Consider the following 24,626-nt stretch of genomic DNA (forward strand, 5'->3'; position numbering starts at 1 on the left):
CCGGGCTCATCCAGCAGCCGCCGCCGCGCCGGTAGGGAGCCGACGCGCCGAAAGCCGTGAATTGGGGGATCAGTAGCGGGCGGTCATGCTGAGCTTCAGCGTGCGCCCTGGGGCCGGCTGGGCCGTGCGGGTCAGGGGATCGGTGTAGTAGCGATCGTTGAGATTGGTCCCGACCAGCTCGAACCGGACCTTCTCGTTGAGCTTGAAGTTGGCGTAGGCGTCGACCGTGACGATGTCGTCCCAGAGATAGGGCGTGTTCAGCGCCCAACCATCGACGCGAGGCCCCGAGCCGCCCACGAAGCGGTCGAGTTCGGGATTGTCGTAGCCGCTGTAGTAGACGCCACGCACGCCCACCTCGAGCCGCCGTTGCAGGAAGCGGGCTCCCAGCGAAAGATTGGCCGAGTTCTCCGGCGTGGCCTGGGTCAGCAGGTAGCCGCCGACGAAGCCGAAGTTCACGCAGTCGGGCACGATGCCGGTGGTGGGCGCCTTGAGGATCGCCTGCTGGCGGTCGCAGACCTTGTTCTTGAAGTTGTGGGCGGCGGAAAAGTCGGCGAACAGCCGGCCGTTGTCATAGCGGGCCTGCAGCTCAAGCCCCTCAATGATCTGCTTTTCCATGTTGGACAGCTGCAACTGCGTGCCGCGCTCGATGACGTTGCTGGTGCGGTTGCGGAACCAGGTCAACTTGACGTCGGCGCGCTGGCCTTCCGGCAGCGACAACAGGGCCGACAGGTCGTGGACATAGGCCGCCTCCCAGGTGCGGGCGTGCTCGGGCTTCAGCGGCCGGGTCGGATCGATCGCGGCCGAGAAGCCGATCGTGCTCTCGAACAGGCTGGGGAAGCGATAGGCCTCGACGTAGCGGACATAGGCCCGGGCGTTGGGCGTGAAGTTGAAGGTCGCCGAAACCGCCGGCGTCCAGCCGTCGCCGCGCTGGGTTCGGGCGACGGCGTTGACCGGCGCCTGATTGACCGTGGTTATGCAGTAGCCCGTCGCGCCGGCCACGGTGTTGAGGAAGCCGTTGACGCAGGAGTTGGTGGCGCGGGTCAGCTTGCCGGTGCTGTCACGCTCCCAGGGAATGCGGGTGGTGACGGTACGACCGTTGACCAGAGCGCGATAGGTCACCGTGGCGTCGGTGAAGACATAGTTGGTGAACACCACGCCCTTGGCCAGTTGCTCGGCCAGGAAGTCGTCGAACGCCCAGTAGTGCGAATAACGCGCCCCGGCCGTGACGGTCAGTTCGCTGACAGGCCGCCATTCAAGGTTGGCGTGGACGTTGTATTCCTCGCGCCGGCCGGCCCGGGGATACTGGCGCCAGCCGTCGAACGTGCCGCCCCAGACGTCGGGCGAGGTCAGCTTCTCGTGCTGCCAGTCGCCGGCGATCACCAGGTCGAGGGTCGGGGCCAGGCGCATCTTGTTGCTGAGCGAAAGGCCGTAGCGGTCGTTCTTGGCGTTGGCCAGCGCGGTGTTCTTGATGATCGGGTTGGCGGCGTTCTGGGCCCAGTTGGGGAAGCCACCGGCGCTGTAGGTGTGACTGTTGGTGCGGGTCAGCCACAGCGAGGTCTTCAGGTCCACCCAACGGCCGCCGGGCTTGAGCCGATAGTCGACGTTCCAGGCCGTGGCGTGGACCTCGCTGAGCGGCCACTGCACCTTGCCCATGCCGTTGTTGGCCACGGTGATGATCCGCGAGGGCATGACCTCGCCATAGGTCGAGACGGTGTCGCGCACGCCGAATTTCAGCTGCTGGGTGTCGCTGATCTTCCAGACCAGCTTGCCCAGCCACGAACTCATCTCGCTGGAGGTATTGGGGACCTCGTTGCCGGGCTGGTAGTTGAACGCCAGGCGCTTGATCAGGTCCTGCGGGCCCGACGGCGTCGGCAGATTGGTCTGCTGATAGTAGTCGGCCTCGCTCTCGCCGGCGAAATAGTTACCCCGCTCGCGCCAGGCGTAGGCGGCCAGCCACTCGAAGTCGTCGCTGCGGCCCGCGATGGCCAGCCGCGCGGCGCGGTCGCCAAGCGACAGGGTGTCGTTGTCGGACGAGGTGCGCGGCGTCACCTGCACATAGGGATCGTTGTAGGGGCTGCCCGGAAAGCCCGTGGTTCCGGTCGAGCCGGGAAAGCCCGGAACATTGCGGTAGTCCTGGCCCGTCAACAGGGTCGGCAGGCGCGGCTTGGTGGAATTGTTGCCGCCCTCGATGCGGACCTCGGCGCCGTAGGTCTCGCCCTCGCGCAGGATGTCGCGCGGCGCCAGGGTGTCGATCACCACCGCCCCGCCGACCGAGGTGTGCACGCCGGCCGTCAGGGACGGACCTTTCAGCACTTGCACCCCGCCGACCAGGCTGGGGTCGATGTAGCTGCGGTTGTTGGCGCCGTTGTAGCCGCGCCAGACGGTCAGGGCCTGCTCGCCGCCGTCGATGATCACCGGCACCCGGCCGGGGCCTTCGACACCGCGGACGCTGGGATCCAGCGCGCCGCTGTTGCGGGCGTCGCCGCTGAACACCCCGACCATGCCCTTGAGCACGTCGGCCGGGCTGACGCCCTTGTAGCGCTCGACCTCGCTCTTGCCGGCATAGGTGGAGGCGCCGTCGAGGTCGTAGACCCCGTCATAGCCGAGAGCGTCGCGGGCGCTGAGCGTCTCGCCGCCGCCAGCAGCGCCCTCGACCCGCAGGGCGTCGGTGACCACCGCGCCCTTGGCGCTGGGCGCGGCTTCCAGGGTGACGACGCCGGGACGCACCTCGCGCCAGTTGACGCCGCTGCCGGCCAGCAGGCGCGACAGGATCTCGCCCTGGCTGAAACGGCCGCGCACGGCGGGCGCGCGGCGACCGTAAGGCGCCTCGACGGCGTAGACGATCTGGACCTTGGTCTGCAGCGAGAACTGGCTCAGCGCCTGGGGCAGCGGCTGGGCGGGGATGTCGACCGTGTAGGCCGAGGCTTTCTGGGCGGCGGCGGGAAGCGCGGCCAAGGCCAGCGGGCTGGCCGAGGCCAGGGCCAGGCACAACGACAGCCGGCGGATACGGGGCAGCAGGCCGGGGCGGGTAACGGGCGTCGTCATGTCTTCGGTCGGTCTCGTCTCGTGGATCGCCCACTGTTGCGAGCGACACTCAATTGCATCTTATGATGGTGAGACGAAACCCGGCGGCGAGATCCCCTAGCGACCTCGGAGATTTTTTTGCGAAGACGTTATGCGGCGGTCAGTAGAGCAGCACGATACCGCCCAGGCGGGCCGTACGAAGGTCCAGCGAGGCGGCCAGGGCGTCGATGGCGGCGTCGGGCCTGGCGACGTCGAACACGCCCGAGACCGGCCGGGCGGCCAGGGCCTGGCCGCGCACCAAGACCTTGCCGCGGCGGTAGCGGCTGATCTCGTCGACCACTTCGGACAGCGGCCGGTGATAGACGACAAGGCGTCCCTGCCGCCAGGCGTCGACCGCGGCCGGATCCTCCAGCGCCAGGGCCTTGGGCGCCGCATCGTCGAGCCAGGCGCCCTGCCCGGCCCGCAGCACCGCCGCCCCCTCGCCGTGCGCCGGCGCGACCCGAACCGCGCCGCGCAGTACGCTGACCTTGGCGCGGTCGCCCTGCAAGCGCACGTCGAAGGCCGTGCCCAGCACCCGGGCGCTGCCGGCGCGGCTCTCGACCACGAACGGCCGCGAGGGATCGTGGACCACGTCGAAGAAGGCTTCGCCCTTCACCAGGCGCACGCGGCGGCCTTCGGGTCCGTAACGGACGTCGAGCACGGCGCCGGTGTTCAGCGTTACCGCGCTGCCGTCAGCCAGCACCTGCCGGCGCACCTCGCCGACCTCGGCGACCAGATGGTTCGGATTGGCGGGCGCGAGAGTCTTGAGGGCGACGCCCGTGCCGAGCGCCAGCACCAGGCACGCCGCCACGGCCGCCGGGATCTTCCAGGTCCGCCGACGCGGGCTGGCGACAGCGGCGGCGGCGCGGCGGCGGCGCGGCTGGAACGCCGCATCGGCCTGGGTCGCCGTGGCCGCGCCGATGAGCGAAAGAATGTGGTCGGCCTCGGCCATCGCCTCGGCGCGTTCCGGCCCAGCGGCCAGCCAGGCGGCGTGCTCGGCCGGGTCGGCGCCGTCGCGCAGGCGCAGCGAACGGCGCGCCGCCGCGTCGAACAGCGCCTCGTCCCCGCCCGTGCTTTTGTCCTTGTCGCTCATGTGGGCTTTTGGTCCTCCCGAAGGACAGGACGAACCGGCGCCCGCGCTTCCCCTAGTCTCATCCATCGCCGCGCGCTTCCTTCAGCCGGCGACGGCAATGGCTCATGGCCCTGGCCAGGTGGTTCTCGACCGTGCGCGGCGAGATCCCCAGGCGGTCGGCGACCTGCTGCATGGTCAGGTCGTGGCCGCGATAGAGCAGGATCACCTGCCGGCACTTGTCGGGCAATTCGGCGATGGCGGCCTGGACGATGGCGATCTCCTGGCGGCCGGCCAGCACCTGGAAGGCCGAAGGCGCGTCGCTGCTCGCTTCGAGCGGCAACTCGCCCGGCGAGATCCGTCTGGCCTGGGCCGCCGCCTGGCGCTGGCGGTCGACCACGAGGTTGGCGATGATCCGCCGCAGGTAGCTGAGCGGATTGCGCACCGCCGCGCCGTCGAAGCCCGGCGCGCGGGCGAGGTCCGACAGCTTCAGCCAGGCGTCCTGCATGACGTCGTCGGCCAGGCTGGCCGAGCGGGCCTTGCGGGCGGCGAAGCGGCGGAGGTCCTCGTAGTGGGCTTCCAGCAGGCCGGTCAGGTCGGAAGCCGTTCCCCTCTGGCCAGATCGCATCACGCCACCCCGAATGAGAACGATTCTCATTACCGCGCCATGATCTAGCGATCCCGTCGCCGCCCGTCAAAGGCGACCGCGCGGGAACGACCGACATTCGCCGGACAGGCATCCCCAAATCCGCTGATCCCCGCGAAGGCGGGGACCCAAGCTGATTTTCAGAACGCGGCTCGGCCGTGGATCACTCCAGCCTCGGCTTGGATCCCCGCCTTCGCGGGGAAGCACGGAGAAATTGGCCCAAGCATATGAATGTCGATCCGACCTTAAGGCAGCGGAACCCCTCGGCTGGCGGTCAGGATGGCGTACCACTGGGCGCGGGTCATGTGGACGTGCAGGGCGTCGGCTGCGGCCTTGATGCGCTCGGGCGTCTGGGAGCCGACGATCGGGATCGGCCGCGACGGGTGGGCCATGATCCAGGCCAGGGCGACGGCGGCGCGGTCGACGTGCTGCGGACGGGCCACGGCGTCGAGTGCGTCGATCACCGCCCGGCCGCGATCGTCGATCCCCTCGCCCGTCAGGCGGCCGCCACCGAGGGGCGACCAGGCCAGCACGGCCATGTCGCGTTCGAACGCCTGGTCGAGCACGCCGTCCGACAGCGGCTCGATGGCCAGGGGCGAGAACTCCGGCTGGATGCTGGCCAGCGGGAACGGCAGGTGCGCCTGCAAGGCCGCGACCTGGCTGGGCAGGTAGTTGGAGACGCCCACGGCGTCGATCTTGCCCTGCTCGCGCAGCTTGACCAGCGCCGCGGCGACCTCGGCCGGATGGGCCAGCACGTCGGGGCGGTGGATCTGGTAGAGGTCGATCTTCTCGACGCCCAGGCGCTGCAGCGAGGCCTCGCAGGCGGTGACCAGATAGTCGGCGCTGGAGTTGTAGGGCACGCCCAGGATGATGCCGCCCTTGGAGGCCAGGACGAACTTCTCGCGCAGGTGCGGGGCGTCGTGCAGCACCTTGCCCAGCAACACCTCGGCCGAGCCGAAGCCGTAGGGCGTGTCGGCGCCGTAGATGTCGGCGGTGTCGAGCAGGGTGATGCCGCTCTCCAGCGCGGTCTCGACCAGATGGCGGGCGTCGGCGACGGATTCGCCCTTGAAGCGCCACATGCCCCAGGCCAGCGGCGATACGACCAGGCCGCTCTTGCCGAGCGGGCGGTCTTCGTGGGGCTTGCGGTCGTCGAGCATGGAAACGCACTCACGGCTGATCGGGACGCCGACATGACCGACGGGGCGGGTCTCGCGCAAGCTTCACCGGCGGCAATATCCTCCTTGAGAACACCGCGCTGGCCGCCCCGGCGGGCTCCGTGAGCGCTTTTCGGGCGGCTATGCGGGCGGCCGGGCGGAATTCCGGTTGAGAAAATCCCGCCAAGCCACTGGCTTAGCGGGCTTTTTGATCATTCGGCTGCGACGCGCAGACCTGCCGAAGCGACCAGGGCCTGGTCTAGGTCGGCAAGGATGTCGTCGATATGCTCCAGGCCGATCGACAGGCGCACATAGCCCTCGGAGACACCGGTGGCGGCCTGGTCCTCGGCGCTGAGCTGGGAGTGTGTGGTCGAGGCCGGATGGATGGCCAGGCTGCGGGCGTCGCCGATATTGGCCACGTGGTAGAACAGCTTGAGCGCGTCGATGAACCGCTTGCCGGTCTTGCGTCCGCCAGCCAGCTCGAAGCCCACGAGACCGCCGTAGCCGCCCGAGAGATAGCGATCGGCCCGCTCGCGGCGCAGGCCGTCCTGGGCGGTGGGATAGATCACCTGGATCACCTCCGGGCGCCCCGCCAGAAAGTCGACCACGGCTTGCGCGTTCTGCGAATGGCGGGCGATGCGCAGCGGCAGGGTCTCCAGCCCCTGCAGGATCTGGAAGGCGTTGAACGGCGACAGGGCCGCGCCCAGGTCGCGCAGCAGCACCGTGCGGGCCCGCAGGATGTAGGCGATGGGGCCGAGCGGCTTGGCCGCCTGCGCCCAGACCGCGCCGTGATAGCTGGGGTCGGGCGTGTTGAGCGACGGCTGGCGGTCGGGATGGGCCTCCCAGTTGAAATTGCCGCCGTCGATGATGACGCCGCCGATCGAGGTGCCGTGGCCTCCGATGTACTTGGTGGTCGAATAGACGACGATCGCCGCACCATGCTCCAGCGGCCGGGCCAGCAGGGGCGCGGCGGTGTTGTCGACGATCAGCGGGATCCCATGGGCGCGGCCGATGGCGGCCACCTCGGCGATCGGGAAGACGGTCAGCTTCGGATTGGGCAGGGTCTCGGCGTAATAGGCGCGCGTACGCTCGTCGGTGGCGCGGGCGAAGGCCTGTGGGTCTTCCGGATCGACGAAGCGGACCTCGATCCCCTGGTCGCGCAGGGTGTTGGCGAACAGGTTCCAGGTGCCGCCGTAGAGGTCGGTGGAGCTGACGATGTTGTCGCCGGCCCGAGCCAGGTTCTGGATGGCGAAGGCCGAGGCCGCCTGCCCCGAGGCCACGGCCAGGGCCGCGGCCCCGCCCTCCAGCGCAGCCAGGCGCTGCTCCAGGATGTCGATCGTGAGGTTGCCGATGCGGGTGTAGATGTTGCCCAGCTGGCGCAGGGCGAAGAGGTCGGCCGCGTGCTCGGCGCTTTGGAACTGGTAGGACGTGGTCTGGTAGATGGGCGGCGCCACGGCCCCCGTGGTCGGATCAGCCCGCCAGCCGGCGTGCAGGGCCAGGGTCTCGGGATGCAGCTTGCGGTCGGACATCGGCTTCTCCTGAAGCTTTTTACGTCGATGTCGAAAACCTGACCCGTCCCGCCCTCCTCCGCACGACCGATATTCTCGCCGCGCGGGCAGAAAAACTCACCCCAGGATTGCGCGGCCGGACCCTGGAGCCCGGCCGCTTTCAGTTCCTAGTTCTGGCGCTCGACCTGGGAGACGTCGCGCACCGCGCCGCGAGCGGCGTTGGTGGTCATGGCCGCATAGGCGCGCAGGGCGGGCGAAACCTCGCGCTTGCGATCCTTGGGCTTCCAGGCGTCCTTGCCGCGCGCCAGCTGGGCGGCGTGGCGCTGGGCCAGCACCGCGTCGGAGACTTCCAGGTTGATGCCGCGGCCCGGGATATCGATCAGGATGCTGTCGCCGGTCTCGACCAGGGCGATCAGGCCGCCCTCGCCGGCTTCGGGCGAGACGTGGCCGATCGACAGGCCGGACGTGCCGCCCGAGAAACGGCCGTCGGTGATCAGGGCGCAGGCCGCGCCCAGGCCCTTCGATTTCAGATAGGTGGTCGGGTACAGCATCTCCTGCATGCCCGGGCCGCCCTTGGGACCTTCGTAGCGGATGACCACGACCTCGCCGGCCGTGACCTTGCCGCCCAGGATGCCGCTGACGGCGTCTTCCTGGCTTTCGAACACGCGGGCCGTGCCACGGAAGGTCAGGATCGACTCGTCGACCCCGGCCGTCTTCACGATGCAGCCTTCCGGCGCGAGGTTGCCGAACAGCACCGCCAGGCCGCCGTCCTTGGAGAACGGGTGCTCGACCGAGCGGATGACGCCCTTCTCGCGATCCAGGTCCAGTTCCTCCCAACGGGCGGCCTGGCTGAAGGCGACCTGGGTCGGCTTGCCGCCCGGGGCGGCGCGGAAGAACTCCTGGGCCGTGCCGCTGTTGGTGCGGCCGATGTCCCAGCGGGCCAGGGACTCGGCCATGGTGGCGGCGTGGACGGTGGGCTGGCTGGCGTCGATCAGGCCGCCCTTCTCCAGCTCGCCCAGGATGGCGGGCACGCCGCCGGCGCGGTGGACGTCTTCCATGTGCACGTCGGCCTTGGCGGGCGCGACCTTCGACAGGCAGGGCACGCGGCGCGACAGGCGGTCGATGTCGGCCATCGAGAACTCGACGCCGCCCTCGCTGGCGGCGGCCAGGAGGTGCAGCACGGTGTTGGTCGAGCCGCCCATGGCGATATCGAGGCTCATGGCGTTCTCGAACGCCTCGCGGGTGGCGATGCCGCGCGGCAGGGCCGTGGCGTCCTCCTGCTCGTACCAGCGCTGGCACAGGTCGACGATCAGGCGGCCGGCTTCCTTGAACAGGGCCTCGCGGTCGGCGTGGGTGGCCAGGACCGAGCCGTTGCCGGGCAGCGACAGGCCGAGCGCTTCGGTCAGGCAGTTCATCGAGTTGGCGGTGAACATCCCCGAGCACGAGCCGCAGGTCGGGCACGCGGCCTTCTCGATCGCCTCGACCTCTTCGTCGGTGTACTTGTCGTCGGCGGCGACGACCATGGCGTCGACCAGATCGAGCGAGCGGATCGCGCCCTTGATCTGCACCTTGCCGGCCTCCATCGGACCGCCCGAGACGAACACCACCGGGATGTTGAGACGCATGGCGGCCATCAGCATGCCGGGCGTGATCTTGTCGCAGTTGGAGATGCAGACGATCGCGTCGGCGCAGTGGGCGTTGACCATGTACTCGACCGCGTCGGCGATCAGTTCGCGGCTGGGCAGCGAATACAGCATGCCGCCATGGCCCATGGCGATGCCGTCATCGACGGCGATGGTGTTGAATTCCTTGGCCACGCCGCCGGCGGCCTCGATCTCGCGGGCGACCAGTTGGCCCAGGTCCTTCAGGTGCACGTGACCCGGGACGAACTGGGTGAAACTATTCGCGACAGCGATGATCGGCTTGCCGAAGTCGCTGTCCTTCATGCCGGTGGCGCGCCACAGGCCGCGGGCGCCGGCCATGTTGCGGCCATGGGTGGAGGTGCGTGAGCGATAGGGAGGCATGGGAAAATCTCAGTGTCGGCTGTGGGGTTATTACCGCCGCTGACCACGCGAGCAAAATATATTAAAAGACGATCATTAGGTCGCACGAGATATCAAATGGACGTCCGGCAGTTCCGCCATTTCGCCGCCGTGGCCGAGACCCTGCACTTCGGTCGGGCCGCCGAGCGGCTGCGCATGACCCAGCCGCCGCTCAGCCAGTCGATCATGGCGCTGGAGAAGGAACTGGGGGCGGCGCTGTTCGTGCGCACCAAGCGCAACGTGCGGCTGACGGCGCTGGGCGAGCAGTGGCTGCCGCAGGTTCTAGAAGCCCTGGCGGCGCTGGACGCCCTGCCCGCCACGGCGCAACGGATGCGCGACGGCCAGAGCGGCTATCTGGCCCTGTCGTTCGTCAGCACCGCCGACTACAGCGTGCTGCCGTCGCTGGTGCGGCGCTACTCGCAGGCCTATCCCGAGGTGGAGATCCGGCTGTTCGAGGCCACCAGCGACGTGCAGTTGCCGGCCCTGGTCGAGGGCGAGCGGCATGCGGGCATCGTCATTCCCCCGACCGACCAGCCCCTGCCCGCCGCCCTCGCCTATCGTCGGCTGCTGCGCGAACCGCTGGTGGCGGCCGTGCCCAGCGCCTGGATCGACGAGGGGCGCATCGCCAGCGACGCGGTGCTGTCGGCGCAGGAACTGCTGGCCTCGCCGCTGATCCTGTTTCCAAAGCATGTGGCGCCCAACTTCCACGACCTGGTCACCGGCCACTATCGCGCGCTGGGCGGCGAAGCGCGCATCGCCCAGGAAGCCATCCAGATGCAGACGATCATCAGCCTGGTGTCGAGCGGCCTGGGCGTGGCGCTCGTCCCCGCCTCGCTGCGCAACCTGGCGCGCACGGGCGTCACCTATGTGCCGCTGGCCGGAACCGCCCCCGAGCTGGAGACGGGCCTGGCCTGGCGCAAGGGCGAGATCAGCCCGACCCTGGCCAACTTCCTGAAGCTGACCGAGCCGGGCTGACCCCTTAGTCTCTTAGAACTTCGCGCGGACGCCGAAGAAGACGCGCGAGCCGAAGGTCTCGTTGCCGATGCGGCGGACGGCGTTGTTGTTCTCGATCCGCACTTCGTCGGTCAGGTTCACGCCCTCGAGGAAGACCGTGAAGTTGTCGTTGATGTTGTAGCTGGCCGAGGCGTCCAGCGAACCGTAGGCCTCGTTGAACTCCGGCAGGCTGCCGCGGCCAGCGGCCGTGATCAGCCACTGGTCGCGCCAGTTGTACGAGGCGCGGGCGCTGAACTTGTCGTTCTCGTAGTAGAGCGAGACGTTGTAGCTCTTACGCGACAGGCCCGGGAACGGCAGGATCTCGCCGGTCAGCAGGTTCGTGCCCTTGAAGCCCTCGTCCTTCTGATAGGTGTAGTTGGCCAGGACCCCGAAGCCGTCGAACGGCTTGGGCAGGAAGTCGAAGGCGTACTGGCCGCCGATTTCCAGGCCGTTGATCGTCACGGCGTCCGTGCCGTTGACCGGACGAGTGATGTTGTAGGTCGTGCCGTCGATCACCTCGGCCGAGGCCTGGTTGATGATGAACGACGAGATCTCCTTGCGGAAGTAGGTCGCCGAAATGAAGCTCTCGCGGGCGAAGTACCATTCCAGACCAGCGTCGTAGGCGGTGGCCTCGAACGGTTGCAGGTCGGGGTTGCCGCGCGAGCCGGTCAGGCCGACGACGTCGATGCTGCGGCGCAGGGCCAGCTGGGCCGGGGCGGCGCGGGCCATCACCTTGCTGGCGGTGGCGCGGCCGATCAGCTTGCCGGGAATGAACTCGAACCGCAGGTTCAGCGACGGCAGGGTCTTGGTGTAGCCGCCGTCCTGCGAGGCCTGCACGAAGTTCACCGCGCTGCCGCTCTGCACCCGGTTGTAACCGGTCGAGGTGGTCTGGGTGTCGACGACGCGCACGCCGAGCGAGCCACTGACGCGGACCGGAAGGTCCTGGAAGTCGAAATTGGCCTGGACGTAGCCGCTCTTGGTCTTCTCCTCCACCGACCAGGTGTCGAGGAAGGCCTGGAAGCTGCCAGGACCGCCCGCGGTCTGGGCGGTGTTGGCGTTCGGATTGACCGCGTAGACGTCGTTGACCAGGCCCGCCGTCGCCAGGGTGGCGGCATAGGTGGCCATGGTGTTGTCGTTCCACTGGCGGATGCCGCCCGAATAGCCCAGGTCGCCGGTCTTAAAGAACGGGATGCTGTTGACCACCGAGTTGGTGTTGACGATCGTCTCGAGGGTCGAGCACGGGGCGGCCACGGCGATGATCGCGCCGCTGCTGGTGTCGCCGCGGCAGGTCAGACGCGTGGTGCGCTGGTAGAGGATCTGGTCGGTCTCGAACTGACGGCCCTGGATGCCGGCCTTGATCGAGGTCAGCCAGGCGATGTTCGGCTTGTAGGTGATGTTGAACTGCTGGGCCGTCTCTTCCGAGGTGTTGTTCCGCGGATTGAACAGCGCGTCGATGCGGTTGACGCCCTGGCCGGTGGTGACGTCCAGGCCCGGGAACGAGAAGTTCGGGGCGCGCTGGCCGCCGGTGTAGTCGACGACGGCGCGCGGCACGCCGAACACCGTGGCGGTCGAGTTGATCTCGTTGTTCTGGACCTCGGCGTTCGAGTAGTCGAGACGGGCGTCGAAGACCCACTGCCCGACCTTCCACTCACCGCCCAGGGCCGTGGTGTACTGGGTGCGCTCAAGATCGCCCAGGATGTTGCGATAGGCCAGGTCCATCGGGAAGGCCGCGCTGCTGGTCAGCTCGATGTGGTTGACCGTGTTGTCGGCGCCCAGCGTGGTCTTGCTGTAGTCGATCAGGCCGCCCGAGGCCCCCAGTTGCAGGAAGGAGCTGTTCACCTCTTCCTTGGCGGTGGCGTAGGTGGCGTCGAAATAGGCCTTGAAGTCGTCGTTCGGACGCCATTCGACCACGCTGCTCAGCGCTTTGCGCTCGGTCTCGCGGCGGTCGATGATCAAGCGCGGGATCTCGGGGATCCAGTCCAGCGTGCCGTCGCCATTGACGTCGGTGCTGCGCCCCGGGGTCGCGCCGGCGCCGGTGGCCGTGGCGGCCCGACGAATCCAGCCGGTGGTGCGGGCGTTGTTACTGTTGAGGTGGCGGTTCTCCCAGGTGCCCGACAGCAGGACGCCCAGGGTGTCGTTGAAGAAGGTGCGGCTGCCGATCAGGGCGAACTTGGGGTCGTACTCCTTGGCGAGGTTCGAATAGACGCCCTGCACCGAGCCGGCGACGAAGGGCTTCTTGCTGTCGAACGGACGGCGGGTGATGACCCGCACGGTGCCGCCGATGCCGCCTTCGGCCATGTCGGCCGTCGGCGACTTGACCACGTCCAGGCGCGAGACGAATTCGACGGGGATGTCGCGGAAGTCGACCGCGCGGTCGCCGCCGCCGACGGTCAGGGACAGGGCCGAAGAGCCGTTGATCTCGACGCGGTTGAGGCTGGGATCGGCGCCGCGGATGCTGACGCCGCGGCCTTCGCCGTCCTGGCGGCTGATCTGCACGCCGGTCACCCGTTGCAGGGCTTCGGAGAGGTTCTTGTCGGGGAAGTCGCCGATGTCTTCGGCGGAAATGCTGTCGACCACCTGCAAGGAGTTGCGCTTGACGTCCATGGCGCTGCGCAGCGAGGCGCGGATGCCCGTGACGACGATCTCCTCGACGGCGTCGGGCTCGACGGTCTGGCCGGCGGCGGGCGCGGCCTGGGCATGGGCGATGGCGGGGGCCGAAAGCAGGACGGCCGCGACAGCGAGGCGCGAGGCGCTGGAGCGCAGGTGGGCGCTGATGGTGGTCTTCATGTTTCCTCTCCAGTTGCGACTTGTCGTTGCTCAGGGCCATCGGATGACGCCAAGGTCGACAATTTTCATATTATGGGATTAATTCCCTATAATCGGGACGATAACCGCGAAAATGTGCGCATGTCGAGCGCCACACAGTGTTTCATGCAAGAAATGCCCGCCACCGTGTCCTTGCGGCGACGCTCGCCCCGGTTCGTTGACAAAGCCGCGACCGATCGCGATGATCCCAATAATTAGAAAATCGTTCTGATATATGGGAGTTGACGCCGATGAATCCGCTTTTGGGCGTTTTCTTCCATTGGCTGGGCGGCCTGGCCTCGGCCAGCTTCTATGTGCCCTTCCGCGGCGTGCGGCGCTGGTCGTGGGAGATCTATTGGCTGACCGGGGGCGTGTTCTCCTGGCTCTTCGCGCCGTGGTTCTTCGCCTCTCTCCAGACTCGCGACCTGCTGGGTGTGATGGGCCAGGTTCCCCCGCACATCGCCGGCCTGTGCATCCTGTTCGGCGTGCTGTGGGGTTTCGGCGGCCTGACCTATGGCCTGACCATGCGCTATCTGGGTTTGTCCTTGGGCATGGCCGTGGTGCTGGGCCTGTGCACCGTGTTCGGCACTCTGATCCCGCCGCTGGCGCGCGGAACCTTCGCCGACGCCCTGCTGAGCTCGACTTCAGGCCGGATCATCCTGCTGGGCCTCCTGATGACCGTGGCCGGCATCGTCGTGGTGGCCTGGGCCGGCGCCAAGAAGGACGGCGACCTGTCGCCCGAGGAAAAGCGCGCGGCCGTCGCCGAGTTCGACTTCAAGAAGGGCCTGGCCGTGGCGATCTTCTCAGGCGTCATGAGCGCCTGCTTCGCCTTCGGCCTGGCCGCGGGCGAGCCGATCAAGGACATCTCGGCAGCCGCCGGCACCGGCCCGCTGTGGACCGGCCTGCCGGTGCTGTGCCTGGTGATGTTCGGCGGCCTGATCACCAACGGCGTCTGGTGCGCCTTCCTGATCGTCAAGAACCGCAGCGCCGGCCAGTGGATCGGCCGCGCGTCGAGCGGCAAGGAAGCCGCCGACAAGCCGCCCCTGCTGGCCAACTACCTGCTCAGCGCCCTGGCGGGCGTGGCCTGGTACTTCCAGTTCTTCTTCTACACCATGGGCGAGAGCCAGATGGGCAAGTTCGGCTTCTCCAGCTGGACCCTGCACATGGCCAGCATCATCATCTTCGGCACCCTGTGGGGCTTCGCCTTCAAGGAGTGGAAGGACGCCCGCCCCGCCGTGCGCAACATGGTCTGGGCCGGCGTGGCCCTGCTGGTCGGCGCCACCGTGGTGATCGGCTATGGCAACATGCTGGGGGCGTAAGCCCCCTCGCCTCGCCCGACGTCGCCCGGCGCCGTCTGACGCCTTGACCGGGCTTGCCGTTACGCACGAATTTGCGCGCGCCCGATCGACCGCTCAGGACCGCCCGTGCCCGTAAGCTTGTCCCTCCCCTCCGCAACGCCCACGACTTCACGTCAGGAGCCGGGCGCGTGACGAGGTTGAGGCGCCGCGGCCTGGCCTCGATCAATTCCGAGGTCCGCGACGGCATCCTGCCCGCCGCCGACGGCGTAACCCGGATGCCCGGCCCGCCCGAGCAGGAGCTGGTCAAGCGGCCGCCCTACCGCCTGGTCGCCGTGATCATCGCCTGCGCCCTGTTTATGGAGCAGATGGACGCCACGGTGCTGGCCACGGCCCTGCCGACCATGGCCCGCGACTTCGGCGTGCCGGCCACCAGTCTGAGCTCCGCCCTGACCGCCTATCTGCTGGCCCTTGCGATCTTCATTCCCGCCAGCGGACGCCTGGCCGACCGCTTCGGCTCCAAGACCGTGTTCCGCCTGGCCATCGCCGTCTTCGTCGGCGGTTCGGTGCTGTGCGGCCAGGCGACCAACCTGCCCTTCCTGATCTTCGCCCGCTTCCTGCAAGGCGTGGGCGGAGCGATGATGATCCCGATCGGACGACTGGTGCTGCTGCGCTCGGTAGCTAAGCAGGACATGGTTTCGGCGATGTCGTGGCTGATCATCCCGGCGCTGATCGGCCCGATCCTGGGACCGCCGATCGGCGGCTTCATCGTCACCTACCTGGACTGGCGCTGGATCTTCTACCTGAACATCCCGATCGGGGTGCTGGGGATCGTGCTGGTCACCCTGTTCATCGACGAGGTGCGCGGCGAGGCGCCGGTGCGCGCCGATCCGGTCGGCTTCCTGCTGTCGGGCGTGTCGCTGGGCTGCCTGCTGTTCGGCTTCGAGATGACCAGCCGCGACGGCGAGCTGCCCATGGCCCTGGCGCTGATCGCCGTGGGCCTGGTCGCGGGCGGCCTCTACCTGCGCCACGCCCGGCGCCGCGCCGACCCGATCCTTGACCTGTCGCTGATGGCCGTGCCGTCGTTCAGATTGTCGGTGATCGGCGGTTCTCTGACCCGCATCACCCAGGGCGCCCAGCCCTTTCTGCTGCCGCTGATGCTGCAGCTGGGCTTTGGCATGACCGCAGCGGCCAGCGGCACGATCACCATCGCCGGGGCCATCGGCTCGCTGGCGATGAAGAGCCTTGCGCCGCGCATCCTGCGCCGGTTCGGCTTCCGCAACAGCATGATCGTCGGCGGCCTGGCGGCCAGCGCCGGTTACGCCGTCTGCGGCCTGTTCAGGCCCGGCTGGCCGACCTGGCTGATCTTCCTGACCCTGATGATCAGCGGGTTCTGCATGTCGTTCCAGTTCACCGCCTACAACACCATCGCCTATGACGAGATCCCGCCCGAGCGGATGAGCGCGGCGACCAGCTTCTACGCCACCTTTCAGCAGCTGATGCTGTCGCTGGGCGTGTGCGCCGGGGCCCTGGCGCTGCATGTCGGCATGCTGGCGGGCGACCACGCCACGCCCAGGCTGGCCGACTTCACCCTGGCCTTCCTGATCGTCACTGCGATCTCGGCCTCAGCGACGATCTGGAACCGGCGGTTCGCGCCTGACGCCGGCGCCGACCTGAGCGGCCGACGCCGGGACGACGACTAATCGCAGGCCTGGCAGGCGGCGTCTGGACGCGGCGCGCGGAAGAGCGTTGAATCCTCCGCGCTCGCCATGCGTTGGATGTTCGGAGGAAACGCCATGTTCGAGACCCGTACCTTCCGCGTCCATGCGCTGCACGACAGCTGCGACCATGCCCACGGCGTCGACGCCGAGACGTTCGAAGCCGCCGCCCTCGCCTTCATGGAGACCTGGCGCCCGGAGGTGGATTCCTACGGCCAGGCCTCGATCGTGGTCCGCGACGTCGAGACCGGCGTCGAGCACTGCTTCCGCGTCGACTTCGAAAGCGGCGAAACCTCGGCCTGCCAATAGAACCTGCGCCGCGAGTTGGCGCGTTAGACGGTCATGGAAATGTTCATGACCGACCCGATCGCACCGCCACACCCCGATCCCACGCCGGGCAGGCCTCCGCTCGAGATTCCGCCTGACGGTCCGCCGCCGGAGATCGACGATCCCGTCGTCCCCTTCGAAGATCCGCCCGAGCCGCCGCCGCTCGATCCGGGCGACCCACGCCCCTACGATACGCCGCTGCGCCAGTAGCCTGTCAGTAGCCCGTCAGTCGGTCTCGTCCTTGGAGTCGGGAGCTTGGCTCCAGTCGTAGTCCTGGCCGAGCACACGCTTGCTGAACCAGTCCATCTGGACGTTCACCTGGAACAGGCGGTGACGCAGCTCGCGGAAGTTATGCGGCTCGCGCGGGGCCAGGTAGAGCTCGGTCTCGACGCCCAGCGCCTTCAGCGCCCGATGCAGCATCACCGACTGGGTCCAGGGCACGCGCTCGTCCTCGGCGCCGGCCAGGATCAGGGTCGGTGTCCTGACCTTGTCGAGCTGGCTGAGCGGGGAGTTGTCGACATAGAGATCGCGGCGGGCCTCGGAGCCGTAGGGCGGGGTCACGAACCACTCGCTGCGCTGCCAGCGGGTGTCCGACGTCAGGTACATCGACGGCCAGTCGACCGCGCCAGCGCCCGAGGACGCAGCCTTGAAGCGGTCGGTGACGGTGATCAGGCGGTTGGTCATATGGCCGCCGGCGCTCCAGCCCATCACGCCCAGCCGGTCGGGATCCGCCATGCCCTTGGCGATCAGGGTGTCGACGCCCGACAGCACGTCCTTGTCGGCGTGGCGGAAATAGCCGGCGTTCATGCCCTGCAGGAACGCGTCGCCATAGCCGGTGCCGCCCCGATAGTTGACGCTTAGCGTCATCACGCCCTTGGCCGCCAGCAGCGGATTGAAGCGGCCATAGGCGAAGATGTTGAAGACGTCGGACGAGCGCGGCCCGCCGTGGCTTTGCACGATCAGCGGGTAGCGACGCCCCGGCTGGTAATCGAGCGGATAGGTGACGAGGCCTTCCAGCGCCTGGCCGTCGGGCGCGGTCCACTGGATCGCCTCCTGGCGCGGCAGGCGGAAGCGCTGCGCGATGTCGTCGTTCAGGTGGGTCACCTGCACCGGCGCCGGGCGGGCCGGATCGAGCTTGAACACCTCGCCCGGCGAGGTCGCCGAGGCCTTGAAGAACACCATGGCCTTGCCGTCCCGGGTCAGGGTGACGTCGCCGGCGGCGTGGTCTCCCCGGGCCAAGGGGCGCACGACCTCGCTTTTGACGTCGACGGCGAAGAGTTCGCGGCGCACGCCGGTGGTGGCCGTGATGTAGATCTCGCGGCCGTCGGCCGACCAGATCGCATCCTCGATCTCGTAAGGCAGGCCGTGGGCCAGCTCGCGCGGCGCGCCGCCGGCGACCGGCGCCACGAAGAGGTTGGGGTTGACCGTGCCGTAGCGACCGTTCTCCGCAGTGGCCAGGAACAGCAGCGAGCGGCCGTCCGGCGACAGGCGCGGCGTGCTTTCCTGGAAGTCATTGTCGGTCAGGCGGCGATCAGGCCCCTTCCCTTCCTTGAGCCAAAGCTCTGACTTGGGATTGTCGTCCAGCAGGTCGGACGGCGCGCGGCGATAGAGGATGGTCTTGCCGTCGGCCGACAGGTCGAAGGCCTCGACCTCGAACTCGCCTTCGATCACCGGCTCGGCCTTGCCGTCGGCCAGGCTGATCCGCCACAGCCGGCCGCGCCCCTGCGGGGTCTCGAACGACAGCATGTCGTCCTTCTCGCGCTTGCGCTTGGCCAGCGGCTTGCCGTCGGGCGCGGCGGCCAGGAAGTAGATCGCCGAGCCGTCCGGCGACCAGCGCAGAGAGGACGGGCTGGTGCGGACCTTGCCCAGGCGCCTGGGCTCGCCGCCGTCGATCGGCGAGACGTAGATCTGGCGCGAGGCGTCGCCGTCGCGCTTGGCGACAAAGGCGAAACGCTTGCCGTCGGGGGCCCAGGCGGCGCCCGCGGCGGGCCCCTCGACCATGCGGCGGGGATCAGAGCCGTCGAGACCGACGCGCCACAGATCGCTCTGGACCACATTGGCTTTCCAGTCGACGCGCCCGACCGAATAGAGCACGAACCGGCCGTCGGGCGAGACCAGGGGATCGGAGAGCTTCTCCAGACCCACCAGATCAACGGCGGTCATGACGCGCGGCGCGGACCAGGCCGGCGACGCGGCGAGCGCGAGCAGGCCACCGACGGCGAGGGCCGCCAGGCGGGAAAGGGTCATGGGAAGCTCCGGAAGAAGAGATCGCCGGCGCCCGAAGGGCGCCGGCGATGGGCGTCAGAACGCCAGTTGCAGGCCCAGGGTGAAGGACCGGCCGGTGACGCCGTAGACGGCGCTGTAGTTGTAGTCGTTGCCCGATTCCGTGCCGCTGGGCAGGAACGGACCTTCATTGTCGAACACGTTCCGCACGGTGCCGAACACGCGCAGGTCCTTGTTCTTCGGATCGGGCGAGAACCGCACCGACAGGTCGTGGCGCCAGAAGGCGGCGACGTTGGAGAACAGTGGCGTGCCCAGGCCCGCTTCGGCATAGGCGGCGGCCAGGTCGTTGTCGTCCACGGCCTTACCGATGTAGGTCGCCGTCCACTGGAGGTTCCAGTGGCTGTTGCGCCAGGCGAGGCTGGCCTTGCCCTCGTGCTCGGAAGAGCCGACTTCGCCCAGGTCATCGTTGAGGATCGTGCCGTCGATGCCCTGGTAGCGCGTTTCCAGCTTCAGGCGGCGGCTGTAGTTGGCCCGGAAGGTGAAGTCGCCGGGCACGTTCCAGCGGTCGAGGTCGAAGCGATAGCGCGCGGCCACGTCGACGCCGCTGGCGCGCAGGTCGTCCAGGTTCTCCTCGAGGTTCAGGATGCGGGTGATCTGCCCCTCGGCGTCACGGGTGATGACGTTGCAGAAGCGGTTGTCCGTGCCGCCGGTCGAGCCGTAGCACTCGGCCATCAGTTGAGCGTTCGACAGCGACGAGATCGCGTCCGAGATCTTGATGTCGTAGTAGTCGAGGCTGAGGTCGAAGCCGCGCAGGAACGTCGGCTGCAGCACGAAGCCCACCGTCAGGGTGTCGGCGGTCTCTTCCTTCAGGTCGACATTGCCGCCGTTAGGCGCGTTGACGCTGGTGACCTCCGAGGTGAACACGCCGTTGGCCGCGATGGCCGCCGCTATGCCCGGATTGGCGCGGCAGTTTTGCGCCACCGTGCCCGAGCTGTTGGCCCGAACGCCCGAGCAGATGTCGACGATCGAGTCGAAGTCGTCGCGCGGCGGCGAATAGAGCTCGGTGGTGTCGGGCGCGCGCTGGGCCCGGCTCCAGGCCGTGCGGAAGCGCAGGCTCTTGACCGGCGCCCACTGCACGCCGGCGCGATAGCTCAGCGTCGTGCCGACGTTCTGCAGGTTGTAGTCGGCGACGCGCACGGCGCCGTCGATTTCCAGGCGGTGAACGAACGGCAGGTCCTTCACCAGCGGCGCCGAGGCCTCGACGAAGGCTTCCTTGGTCTTCACCACACCGCTGTATTCGGGGATGTAGGCGAAGTTGGTAAGGCCGTTCTGGGTCAGCTCGTCGGTGGTGGTGCGGGTCTTGTCACGACGCAGCTCGAAGCCGAACGCGGTCTGGACCGGACCGGCCGGCAGCTGGAACAGCTCGCCGGTCATGTGACCCTCGACGGTGTCCTGGCGGTTCTGCGGCCGATACCAGACGTTGGCCCGGATGTAGTTCGCCATCTCCGGCGTGATCGACCCGACCCCGAACAGGTTCAGGGCTACGCAGCCGTCGGCGCGGGCCGCGGCGTCCTTGCACTGGACCACGCCGGCCGAGGTGCGTTCGGCGTTCAGCGCGTTCTTGACGTTGGCCATGTTCAGGCCGTTGCGGCGGACCTGATAGCCATCGTACTCGCCGTAGCCGTAGGTCAGGCCCCAGTCCCAGTCACCGAACGCCTTGCCCTCGGCGCCGGCCCAGCCGCGCAGAGTGGTGCGGCGGTTGTAGATCTCGAGCTCGCCGACCTCGGTCATCCGGCGACGGAAGTTGATCGTGGTGGTCGCCGCCGAATAGATCGCGGCGGGCACGAACGGGTTGGACCGCGAGATGTTGCCGATCGTGAACTCGTCATTCACGCCGTAGGTCGTCGAATTGTAGAGGCCGTAGGGCTCGCGCACCGAATTGGTGGTCACGCGCGAGGCCTGGAACTGGGCCCAGATCTTCAGGTCGGGCGTCACGTCATAGGCGATCTTCAGCGCGCCGGACGAACGCTTGGCCGGGGTGATCAGGGTGCCGTTGGTGCGGGTCTCGTAGCCGTTCACCGCGGTGACGAAGTTCTGCTTCAGGCCGCCTTCGTCATAGTAGAAGGCGTTGGTGCGGAAGCGACCGCCGGGCGTGTAGGTCGACAGGTCCGGACCCGAGACCGTGTTGGTGTCGGGATCATAGACCACCGACTGAAGCGCCCACTTGCGGTCGGTCGCGTTGAGAGCGTCCTGCTTCTCGAAGGTGCCGCCGGCCATGACGAACAGCTTGTCGTCCAGGAACCGCTTGCCGGCCGCGATCGAATACTCGGTGCTGCTGCCGCCGCCGTCGTCGGTGGCGCCGGCCACGACGCGGGCCTTCACGCCGTCCATCTTGGAGGTCGTGATGATGTTGACGACGCCCGAGATCGCGTCCGAGCCGTAGACCGCCGAGGCGCCGCCAGTGCTGATCTCGACGCGGTCGACGAAGAACTGCGGGATGGAGCTGAGGCTCACCGCATTCATGTTGCCTGCGTTGGACACCGTGCGGTGGCCGTCGATCAGAGTCAGGGTGCGGTTCTGGCCCAGGCCCCGCAGGCTGACGGTCGACAGGCCGTTGTCCTGGACGGCCGATTGGCTGGTCGACAGGTTCACGCCGATGTCGACGCCCGGCATGTCGGTCAGCGCTTCGGCGATGTCGACGTAGCCGCTTTCCAGCAGGTCCTCGCGCTCGATCTCGACGACGGGCGACGGGCTGTCGAAGGTGGTGCGACGCAGGCGCGAGCCGGTCACCACGACCTCTTCAACCTCGACAGAAGGGCTTTGATCTACAGCCTGGAACGAGGCCGGCTGCAGGGTGGCGGCGGGGGCTGCGCCCGGCGCGCGGACGATCAGGGCGCCGGCGCCGTCCTCGACCACTTCCAGGCCGGCCGAACCGGCCATGCGGCGAGCCGCTTCCAGCGGGGTGTACTTGCCGACCACGGCGGCCGAACGGCGGCCCGAGACGGTCTTGGGCGAGAACAGGATGTTGGCGCCCGTCTCCTTGCCCAGTTCCCGCAGCGCCTTGTCCAGCGACTGCGCCTGCACGTCCACGGTCACGGCCTGACCGAAAGCCGCCCCGGCCGTCAGCAGCACGCCCACGGCGGCCGATCCGGCCAGCATGCGGCGCAGGCGGCCGTCTTTCCCCATCGTCATGAAATTCCAGTCCCCTCTCGGCCCGACGCTCTCGGGCTTCAGAGGCCTGACGACGGAGGTCGATTTTTCCTCAGCAACTTTTTTCGAGCGGTCTTGGCGACCGGTTCATGCCCCGCCGCGGGGCTCTATCAGCAGGCCGCCGCCGCTGGCGCGGACATCAAGGTCGAGCAGGGTCGCCACCGAGCGGGCGAAAGCCTCGTTATCGCCGGCCTTGTACACGCCGCTGATCCGCAGGCTTTCGAGCGCCGGGTCCGACAATTCGATGCGCCGGCGGCTATAGCGGTTCATCTCGGCCAGGGCCTCGACCAGCGTCTGGTCGTCGAAGACCGCCTGGCCGAACCGCCAGGCCGTGGCCGACTGCACGTCGGCGGTCTCGCGGCGGGCGGGCCCCTGCCCCGTTGCGAGCACCCGCTGTCCGGCCGAGGCGGTGATGCGCCCCGAAGGCTGGCCCGGCGTCATCACCAGCACCTGCCCCTCGACGGCGACCACCGACACCGTCTGCGACAGCACCGAAACGCCGAACGCGTCGCCGCCCTCGCCGATGATCTCGCGGCCGTCGGCGGCCACCACGAACGGACGGGCCGGGTCGCGCGCGGCGCGGAAGAAGGCCCTGCCCTTGTCGAGCCCGGCCCGGCGCTGGCGGCCGTCGATGCGCACGCTGAGCCGGCTGTCGGCGTCGAGCAGCACCGACGAGCCGTCGTCCAGATGCAGGGTCCGCGTCTCGCCCACGCCGGTGGCGTAGACCTCCGGCGCGAAGGCCAGCCAGCCCAGGCCGATCGCCGAGACGCCGACACCGGCCAGCACAGCGCGGCGAGCCAGGGGCGCCGGCGGCTTGGGTTTCGCGGCGATCGCGATCTGCGAATCGTGGCGTAGGGCTCCGGCCAATTCCCAGGTCGAGGTCAGGGCGTCGAAGGTCGTGCGATGGTGCTCGGAGCGATCCAGCCAGGCCTTGAAGCCGGCTTCGTCGCCCTGCGTGCGAGAATCGCTGCGCAGGCGCGCCAGCCAGTCGGCCGCTTGCCGGCGAACGGCTTCTAGATCGCGCTCCGGCTTCACCACGTCTCGGTCCATTTCGTCAGGAAGAGGGCCGCCTTGGCCACGTGCTTCTCCACCGCACTGACCGTGATGCCCAGGCGTTCGGCGATCTCCCGATACTTCAGCCCTTCCAGCCGGTGAAGCAAAAAGACTTCGCGGGTGCGCGGGCTGAGACGCGCCAAGCCGAGCTTGAGGCGCGCCAGGCGCTCCCGCGCCCGCAATACCTCGTCCTGCAGCGGCCCGGTGTCGGCAAGAACGTCCTCGACGAAATCCAGTGCGTCCTCAGGGCGGCGTGCGCGCTGGCGTCGTTCGTCGATGGCCAGGTTGACCGCGGCGCGCGCCACGAAGCCTTCCGGATTGGCAAGCGTGTTGCCCCGCCGATACTCCAGCATGCGCACCATCGCCGACTGCACGACATCCTCGGCGCCCGCGGGATCACGGGTGATCCGCGTGATCCGGCGCACAAGCCCGCGCCACCCCTCGTCCTTCAAAGCCGCTCGCCTCTGCCCGCCCTCGGAGGCGCGCTTCTTCTGGTCCGTCGCGCCGTGCCGTCAACGGCCTAGCTCTGCAAGCGGACGCTCCGCGCGTCAACTGCCCGTCGCGCAGGCGCCGAAATAGCCTCGCCACAACAAGGCGCAGAGGCCGGCGCAACTCCAGATGAAGGCCGCATCGCATTGCAACACGCGCGAGCCCGGGCCAACCTCGACCTCGTTCAGTAAGGAGTGCGCCGATGCCTCATCCCGTACGCTCGATCCTGGTGGCCACCGACCTTGCGCCACGCAGCGACAGGGCCGTCGACCGGGCGCTCGAACTGGGACGCGAATGGAACGCCGACGTCCATGTGGTGCACGCCATCGACCGCGACGCTCCGACCACCGCGCTGGACGTCCGTCGCGCCCTGCCCGATCCGGGCGCCAAGGCCAGCGTCAGCCTGCCTTACGGACCGGCCCCCAAGGCCATTACCGACACGGCGCGCGAGATGGCGGCAGACCTGCTGGTCACCGGTGTCGCGCGCTACAACCATCTTGGCGACTACCTGCTGGGAACCGCCGTCGACCATGTGGTGCGAAACGCCCCCTGCCCCGTCCTGGTGGTCAAGCAGAGGCCGCACGGTCCATACCGGCGCCCGCTGATCGCCAGCGACTTCTCGCGAGGAGCCAAGGCCGCGCTTCTCGCGGCGGCGGCGCTGTTCCCCGAAGCCCCGCTTCATCTGGTCCATGCCTATCACGTGCCGTTCGAGAACCGGGTGAAGTCGGAGGACATTCGTGACATCGCCCGCGCCGAAGCGCAGGACAAGTTGAACGCCCTGCTGGCGGATTTACCCGAAGAGGTCCGCAGCCGCGTCAAGCCTCACCTGGCCGTCGGCGAGCCGGGCGGAGTGCTGGAGCAGGTCGCCGGCAAGGTCTGGCCCGACCTGGTGGTGATCGGCGCACGCGGGATCAGCGGCCTTATGCAGGCGGCCCTCGGCAGCGTCGCCTCGTCGCTGCTGGAACGCGTCCATGCCGACACACTGGTCGTCAAGGACGGCTAGACCGGATCAAGGTTCGGGCGAGGTTTTC

General features: G+C 68.4%; 17 protein-coding genes. 6 read left to right on the forward strand and 11 right to left on the reverse strand.

Annotation, left to right across the window (positions count from 1 at the left end):
* Positions 1–69 precede the first annotated feature (69 nt).
* The 6 genes from P7A99_RS03685 to ilvD all read right to left on the reverse strand — a co-directional run bounded on the left by P7A99_RS03685 (position 70) and on the right by ilvD (position 9,464).
* Positions 70–3,045 (reverse strand): TonB-dependent receptor, encoded by a 2,976-nt coding sequence (locus P7A99_RS03685; protein ID WP_277792587.1) that lies wholly within the window; start codon positions 3,043–3,045, stop codon positions 70–72.
* Between the two features lie 139 nt (positions 3,046–3,184).
* Positions 3,185–4,156 carry a FecR family protein gene (locus P7A99_RS03690; protein WP_277792588.1) on the reverse strand — a complete coding sequence of 324 codons (972 nt, stop codon included), beginning with the start codon at positions 4,154–4,156 and terminating at the stop codon, positions 3,185–3,187.
* A gap of 58 nt (positions 4,157–4,214) precedes the next feature.
* On the reverse strand, positions 4,215–4,760 hold the full coding sequence (locus P7A99_RS03695; RefSeq protein ID WP_277792589.1) for an RNA polymerase sigma factor: 546 nt from the start codon (positions 4,758–4,760) through the stop codon (positions 4,215–4,217).
* A 263-nt stretch (positions 4,761–5,023) separates the two neighbouring features.
* Positions 5,024–5,935 (reverse strand): aldo/keto reductase, encoded by a 912-nt coding sequence (locus P7A99_RS03700; RefSeq protein WP_277792590.1) that lies wholly within the window; start codon positions 5,933–5,935, stop codon positions 5,024–5,026.
* Positions 5,936–6,144: 209 nt separating this feature from the next.
* On the reverse strand, positions 6,145–7,461 hold the full coding sequence (locus tag P7A99_RS03705; protein ID WP_277792591.1) for an O-acetylhomoserine aminocarboxypropyltransferase/cysteine synthase family protein: 1,317 nt from the start codon (positions 7,459–7,461) through the stop codon (positions 6,145–6,147).
* A gap of 146 nt (positions 7,462–7,607) precedes the next feature.
* Positions 7,608–9,464, reverse strand: coding sequence for a dihydroxy-acid dehydratase (gene ilvD / locus P7A99_RS03710; RefSeq protein ID WP_277792592.1), 1,857 nt, complete (start codon positions 9,462–9,464; stop codon positions 7,608–7,610).
* Between the two features lie 96 nt (positions 9,465–9,560).
* Between ilvD and P7A99_RS03715 the strand changes: the two genes are divergently transcribed.
* The gene (locus P7A99_RS03715; protein ID WP_277792593.1) at positions 9,561–10,457 is read left to right on the forward strand and encodes a LysR substrate-binding domain-containing protein; all 897 of its coding nucleotides are present in this window, start codon (positions 9,561–9,563) and stop codon (positions 10,455–10,457) included.
* Between the two features lie 12 nt (positions 10,458–10,469).
* On the opposite strand, the gene P7A99_RS03720 is transcribed toward P7A99_RS03715, so the two are convergent.
* Positions 10,470–13,262 carry a TonB-dependent receptor gene (locus P7A99_RS03720; protein ID WP_277792594.1) on the reverse strand — a complete coding sequence of 931 codons (2,793 nt, stop codon included), beginning with the start codon at positions 13,260–13,262 and terminating at the stop codon, positions 10,470–10,472.
* Positions 13,263–13,531: 269 nt separating this feature from the next.
* On the opposite strand from P7A99_RS03720, the gene rhaT reads away from it, so the two are divergent.
* The 4 genes from rhaT to P7A99_RS03740 all read left to right on the forward strand — a co-directional run bounded on the left by rhaT (position 13,532) and on the right by P7A99_RS03740 (position 16,830).
* Positions 13,532–14,599, forward strand: coding sequence for an L-rhamnose/proton symporter RhaT (gene rhaT, locus P7A99_RS03725; protein WP_277792595.1), 1,068 nt, complete (start codon positions 13,532–13,534; stop codon positions 14,597–14,599).
* Positions 14,600–14,766: 167 nt separating this feature from the next.
* Positions 14,767–16,278 (forward strand): DHA2 family efflux MFS transporter permease subunit, encoded by a 1,512-nt coding sequence (locus P7A99_RS03730; RefSeq protein ID WP_277792596.1) that lies wholly within the window; start codon positions 14,767–14,769, stop codon positions 16,276–16,278.
* A gap of 93 nt (positions 16,279–16,371) precedes the next feature.
* Complete coding sequence (locus tag P7A99_RS03735) at positions 16,372–16,602, forward strand: DUF5961 family protein (protein WP_277792597.1); 231 nt, start codon at positions 16,372–16,374, stop codon at positions 16,600–16,602.
* Between the two features lie 45 nt (positions 16,603–16,647).
* Positions 16,648–16,830: a hypothetical protein gene (locus tag P7A99_RS03740; RefSeq protein ID WP_277792598.1), complete on the forward strand. Its 183-nt coding sequence runs from the start codon at positions 16,648–16,650 to the stop codon at positions 16,828–16,830.
* Between the two features lie 15 nt (positions 16,831–16,845).
* On the opposite strand, the gene P7A99_RS03745 is transcribed toward P7A99_RS03740, so the two are convergent.
* The 4 genes from P7A99_RS03745 to P7A99_RS03760 all read right to left on the reverse strand — a co-directional run bounded on the left by P7A99_RS03745 (position 16,846) and on the right by P7A99_RS03760 (position 23,558).
* Positions 16,846–18,867 (reverse strand): S9 family peptidase, encoded by a 2,022-nt coding sequence (locus tag P7A99_RS03745; protein WP_277792599.1) that lies wholly within the window; start codon positions 18,865–18,867, stop codon positions 16,846–16,848.
* 54 nt (positions 18,868–18,921) lie between these two features.
* Positions 18,922–22,035, reverse strand: a complete 3,114-nt coding sequence (locus tag P7A99_RS03750) for a TonB-dependent receptor (protein ID WP_277792600.1) — start codon at positions 22,033–22,035, stop codon at positions 18,922–18,924.
* A 105-nt stretch (positions 22,036–22,140) separates the two neighbouring features.
* Entirely contained in the window at positions 22,141–23,091 is a 951-nt protein-coding gene (locus tag P7A99_RS03755) for a FecR family protein (RefSeq protein WP_277792601.1), read from the reverse strand.
* Complete coding sequence (locus P7A99_RS03760; RefSeq protein WP_277792602.1) at positions 23,085–23,558, reverse strand: RNA polymerase sigma factor; 474 nt, start codon at positions 23,556–23,558, stop codon at positions 23,085–23,087. The genes P7A99_RS03755 and P7A99_RS03760 overlap by 7 nt, the downstream gene beginning before the upstream one ends.
* Positions 23,559–23,797: 239 nt before the next feature.
* On the opposite strand from P7A99_RS03760, the gene P7A99_RS03765 reads away from it, so the two are divergent.
* Positions 23,798–24,598, forward strand: a complete 801-nt coding sequence (locus P7A99_RS03765) for a universal stress protein (protein ID WP_277792603.1) — start codon at positions 23,798–23,800, stop codon at positions 24,596–24,598.
* Positions 24,599–24,626 lie beyond the last annotated feature (28 nt).

Source organism: Caulobacter endophyticus (assembly GCF_029543245.1).
Taxonomy (GTDB): domain Bacteria; phylum Pseudomonadota; class Alphaproteobacteria; order Caulobacterales; family Caulobacteraceae; genus Caulobacter; species Caulobacter endophyticus_A.

Coding starts and splice junctions, on each gene's coding strand:
- P7A99_RS03685 (WP_277792587.1), bottom strand. CDS start 3,045: ATGACGACGCCCGTTACCCGCCCCGGCCTGCTGCCCCGTATCCGCCGG.
- P7A99_RS03690 (WP_277792588.1), bottom strand. CDS start 4,156: ATGAGCGACAAGGACAAAAGCACGGGCGGGGACGAGGCGCTGTTCGAC.
- P7A99_RS03695 (WP_277792589.1), bottom strand. CDS start 4,760: ATGCGATCTGGCCAGAGGGGAACGGCTTCCGACCTGACCGGCCTGCTG.
- P7A99_RS03700 (WP_277792590.1), bottom strand. CDS start 5,935: ATGCTCGACGACCGCAAGCCCCACGAAGACCGCCCGCTCGGCAAGAGC.
- P7A99_RS03705 (WP_277792591.1), bottom strand. CDS start 7,461: ATGTCCGACCGCAAGCTGCATCCCGAGACCCTGGCCCTGCACGCCGGC.
- ilvD (WP_277792592.1), bottom strand. CDS start 9,464: ATGCCTCCCTATCGCTCACGCACCTCCACCCATGGCCGCAACATGGCC.
- P7A99_RS03715 (WP_277792593.1), top strand. CDS start 9,561: ATGGACGTCCGGCAGTTCCGCCATTTCGCCGCCGTGGCCGAGACCCTG.
- P7A99_RS03720 (WP_277792594.1), bottom strand. CDS start 13,262: ATGAAGACCACCATCAGCGCCCACCTGCGCTCCAGCGCCTCGCGCCTC.
- rhaT (WP_277792595.1), top strand. CDS start 13,532: ATGAATCCGCTTTTGGGCGTTTTCTTCCATTGGCTGGGCGGCCTGGCC.
- P7A99_RS03735 (WP_277792597.1), top strand. CDS start 16,372: ATGTTCGAGACCCGTACCTTCCGCGTCCATGCGCTGCACGACAGCTGC.
- P7A99_RS03740 (WP_277792598.1), top strand. CDS start 16,648: ATGACCGACCCGATCGCACCGCCACACCCCGATCCCACGCCGGGCAGG.
- P7A99_RS03745 (WP_277792599.1), bottom strand. CDS start 18,867: ATGACCCTTTCCCGCCTGGCGGCCCTCGCCGTCGGTGGCCTGCTCGCG.
- P7A99_RS03750 (WP_277792600.1), bottom strand. CDS start 22,035: ATGACGATGGGGAAAGACGGCCGCCTGCGCCGCATGCTGGCCGGATCG.
- P7A99_RS03765 (WP_277792603.1), top strand. CDS start 23,798: ATGCCTCATCCCGTACGCTCGATCCTGGTGGCCACCGACCTTGCGCCA.